Below are 3,886 nucleotides of genomic sequence, written 5' to 3'. Positions count from 1 at the left end.
ACGGTAATGGCGATGCCCGTGGTGCTGCTGACGGTAAAGCCTGCGTTGTCCGCGAGCGTGGCTCCATCCAGGGTGTTGGCTTCGGTGTAGCGGATCACCAGCTGGTCGCCGTTGACTGCGGCGCTGTGGAACGCCGGGGGCGTGGTGTCCGGCGTGTTGTTCGTCACGGCCTGGTCGCTGAAGTTCGCTGCGCCGTGGCCGACAGCGTCCTGTACCGCATGGCCGGTCGCCGGTTTGGTGTAGCTGACGCTCAGCGCCTCCCCCTGGGCCACGGCGCGGCTCAGCGTGAGCGTGACGGTCTTGGCCGTCGCATCCACAACGGCGCCGGTGACGGCAATGGAGGGGCCTGTGGCGCTGCTGACCGTAAAGCCTGCGTTGTCCGCGAACGTGCGCCCTTGCAGCTTGCTCGAATCCTCGTAGCTAAGCACCAGCTGGTCACCAGTGACCTTGGGGCCCCGTGTGTCGTCGGTGGTGATCAGTTCCGGGGCAAGCATGTCCGGCCGGGTATTCACCGCCTCCGTGGTCGGGATGCTGGCCAGGCGATTGCCCGCTGTGTCCTGTATGCCGTTGCCGTCAAGGGGCGTGCTGTCCTGGTAGGAGACGGTCACTTTCTGGCCATGTCGCAGGGGGTTTTTCAGAACCAGTGTGAGGAGCGTGGCATTGGACGTGCCGAATAGGACGATCTCGGTGACGGCGTTGGGTACGCCATCCACGAGCACCGTGAAGTCCCCTTTGGCTGGTCCGTGGCTCTCGTCGAAGGCGTTCCCTTGGTTGCTGTGGCTGAATCGGAGCTGCACATCCTCCCAGCCAACGACCGAGGGGCGATCGTCGCCGGTGGTGATCAGCTGCGGGGCGTCGGGGTTCGGTGTGTTGTTCATCACCGCCCGATCGCTGAGGTTCGCCGCGTCGTTGCCCGCAGCGTCCTGCACCACGGCGCCGGATTCGGGTTTGGTGTAGCTGACTTGCACCGTCTCCGTGTGGGTCACGGCGCGGCTCAGCGTGAGCGTGACGGTCTTGGCCGCCCCGTTCACCACGGCGCTGCGCACGGTGATGGCCGTGCCCGTGCTGCTGCTCACCGCATAGCCTGCGCTGCCCGTGAGTGCTGCCGGGTCCAGGGTGTTCGCTTCGGTGTACGTGAGCACCAGCTGGTTGCCGTTGACCGTGGCGGTATCGATCACCGGGGGCGTGGTGTCCGGCCGGGTGTCCACGGTGTAGGTGGCGCTGGTGGCGGTGCTGGTGCCGGCGTTGCCAGCGTCGTCGCTCACACCGGAGAGGTTCACCCGGATGGTGTTCGCCGCGGCGTTGACGTTGGCCGTGGGCGTGAAGGTGGCCGTCCAGACCGTGCGGGTGGCGTTGGGCGTGAGCGCGCTCAGCGTGCCGTTGGCGTCGGTGAGCACGATGTCGCTGGCGTCAAAGCCGTTGACGGGCTCGCTGAAGCGGAAGCTGACTGTTGTGGTCTCGCCCGCGGTGAGCGCGTTGTCCGCCAGGGTGATCGTGGCAGTGGGCGGATCGAAGTCAAGGACGTAGGGGCTTTGATCCAAATACCGCGTGATCCCCGTGTTGCCCGCGACGTCGGTGACGTTGCTCAGCTGGATGCCGAGGATGCCGGTCCCTGATCTGCCGGAAGCCGGGGCAGTGAGCGTGAACGTCCAGGTAATACCGTCGGTGGTGTGCAGGTTGGACAAGGTGCCTGTATCGGGCGGAGGGTTAAGTTTTGCCAGGGTGAAACTGTCCCGATTGAGCGCTTCGGAAAAGATGATGGTGGCTGTGGTCGATTCGCCGGCGCGGAGCTTGGGGTCAGCGAAGGTGAGGGAGACCACGTCGGGCCGCTTGGTATCCATGGCGTAGCTGGTGCTGGCGGCGCTGCCGGTCCCGGCCCTGCCTGCGGCGTTGGTCACGCCAGCCAAGTTCACGCGGATGGTGTTGCTGCTGTCCTCGATGTTGTTCGTGGGCGTGAAGGTGGCCGTCCAGGTTTTGCCGTCGGCGTTGGCCGTGAGCGCGCCCAGCGTGCCGTTGGCGTCGGTGAGCACGACGTCGCTGGCGTCAAAGTTGGTGACGGGTTCGCTGAAGGTGAAGGTGACGGTGGTGGTCTCGCCCGCGGTGAGCGCGGTGTCCGCCAGCGTGATCGTGGCGGTCGGGCCGGTGGTGTTCGTGGTCTCGCCCGAGCGGAGGCTGGGGGTGGTGTGCGAATCGGTGTTCATGGTGCTTTGGTCGTGGGATGGGGGGTGGACGGGGTTTGGGGGCATGGCCCTGGGGACAGGGGATGCTTCCGGGGCGATTCCGGGGTCAGCACCTGTTCGCGGTCTTGCCCGAAGGGGTGCGTTGCGCGCCGCTGTGCGGGGACCGACGACGCAACCCGGGCCATGGGCTGCATGCGCAGTCCCTGAGGAAATCCGGGAACGGTTTCTTGAATGTTTTGAACCATTTCCGATTCGGCAGAGAGGTCATCGTGGAACGGTTCTGGCGTGCGTGACTGCTTTGGGCAGCAGGTGGCAGGTCGCGTCCGGTGGCCCTGTCCGACATCCGCGTTTTGGCGCCCGTGGGGGCGGAATCAGCAGCCCGCCGTGCAGCCTGACCAGCGGTTCTTGCTGCGTGCGGCGATGCGCGGAATTCAGGCAGCGTGCCCATGTTTGAGGAGGCGCTGCATGAAAGGGAGAAAGTGTCAAACATGTCGCGAATTGTACGTGACCGATTGAAATTTCATGGCTGAAAACGGTAACTTCACAGCCCATTCATCGGGCCGCCGGACAGGCGGGCATGTTTCTCGGACAGACGGACAGGGGCGATCGCAACACCCGGGTGAAAGCCCTGGTGCTGCGCGGGATCGGGCGCTGCGAAATTGGCACCGCGCCGGCCTCCTTGGTGTCCCCTGCTGCAAGGGGCGCTGCGGCGCTGCTGCGGGTGCAGATCGCTTACATGGCCGCGGGCATGCCGTGGCGGTGAATCAGGTCAGAACCGCGCAGGCGCCATGGCGGTTTTTCCCGGATGCATGCCCGATTCGGGGGCGGGCCTCAGATCCAGAACTCGCCATGCGCCACGTCGGACGCCTGACCCGCGATGGACAATTGCATCTGCGCTGCGGCGCCGAACGTGGTGATGACGCCGTTGGCCTGGCCGTCGGCGTCGAACGGTCCGCCGTCCTGGATCGAGAAGTCCAGCCGCAGCCGCCCGCCTTCCATCACCATCTTGCCGCCGTAAGGGCTGCTCGCCAGGTTCACCCAGGTGCCGCCGTGGTCTTGCAGCCAGTAGCCGTTGACGCCGATCTTCGGGTCCACGTACAGGCTGAAGGCCTTGGTGCTGCCGGCGGTCTCCAGCGTGGCCTTGAAGCTTGTCAGTGCGATGGGCGTCTCCAGCGCCCCGGGCGTTTGGGCGGGCGCTGCCCTTTGCTCCAGGCTGGTGATGCGGGTGTTGCTGCCGGAGGCGACCATGCCGTCCTGGCTGTCTGCTACCAGGGTGACCGAGGTGTCGGAACCGCTGCTGGTCTTGGCGCTGAAGGAGGCGACTGCGGCCTGCGTGCTGTCCTGGATTCTGTCGCCGTTGCCGTCGCCGATGGCGGAACCCTTGGGGCCGATGGCCTGATTTTCCTGCGCGTCGGGTACGCCGTCGTGGTCCGCATTGGGCGCGTCGGGGTTTGTTTTTGGTGCGGGCTCTGGTGCGGGCGCGGGCGCTGCGGGCGCTGCGGGCGCGGGTGCTGGCGTGGGCGTGACGTTGCCCACGGGCTGGTTGTGCAAGTCCGCCGCGGCGTTGCCGGCAGTGTCCTGTATCGCGTTGCCGCCGGTTGCCGGCTTGGTGTAGCTGAGCGTGAGCTTCTCGCCGTTCGCCACGGCGCGGCTGAGCGTGAGGGTGACGGTCTTGTCCGCCCCGTTCACGCGGGCGCTGTTTACGG

The 3,886-nt window shown here is 66.3% G+C and carries 3 protein-coding genes; 1 reads left to right on the top strand and 2 read right to left on the bottom strand.

Features of this window, described 5'->3' with window-relative positions; all coding sequences use genetic code 11:
- Positions 1-2,201: SwmB domain-containing protein (locus tag VTU_RS27990; protein WP_010106655.1), on the bottom strand; the 2,201-nt coding region annotated here is incomplete at its 3' end.
- A 556-nt stretch (positions 2,202-2,757) separates the two neighbouring features.
- Between VTU_RS27990 and VTU_RS0117710 the strand changes: the two genes are divergently transcribed.
- A complete protein-coding gene (locus VTU_RS0117710; RefSeq protein ID WP_010106654.1) occupies positions 2,758-2,943 on the top strand; it encodes a hypothetical protein in 186 nt (61 codons plus the stop codon).
- 68 nt (positions 2,944-3,011) lie between these two features.
- On the opposite strand, the gene VTU_RS27985 is transcribed toward VTU_RS0117710, so the two are convergent.
- Positions 3,012-3,886, bottom strand: an 875-nt coding sequence (locus VTU_RS27985; protein ID WP_010106653.1) for a choice-of-anchor U domain-containing protein, incomplete at its 5' end; no start/stop codon positions are given.

Origin of the sequence: Verminephrobacter aporrectodeae subsp. tuberculatae At4 (assembly GCF_000193225.1) — a bacterium.
Lineage (GTDB): Bacteria > Pseudomonadota > Gammaproteobacteria > Burkholderiales > Burkholderiaceae_C > Acidovorax > Acidovorax aporrectodeae.
The sequence above is the reverse complement of the archived record's forward strand: the minus strand, read 5'-3'. Positions and strand labels throughout refer to the sequence as shown.

What these genes read in the sequence shown, in the direction of transcription:
- VTU_RS0117710 (WP_010106654.1), top strand. Translation starts at nt 2,758, where the DNA reads ATGTTTCTCGGACAGACGGACAGGGGCGATCGCAACACCCGGGTGAAA.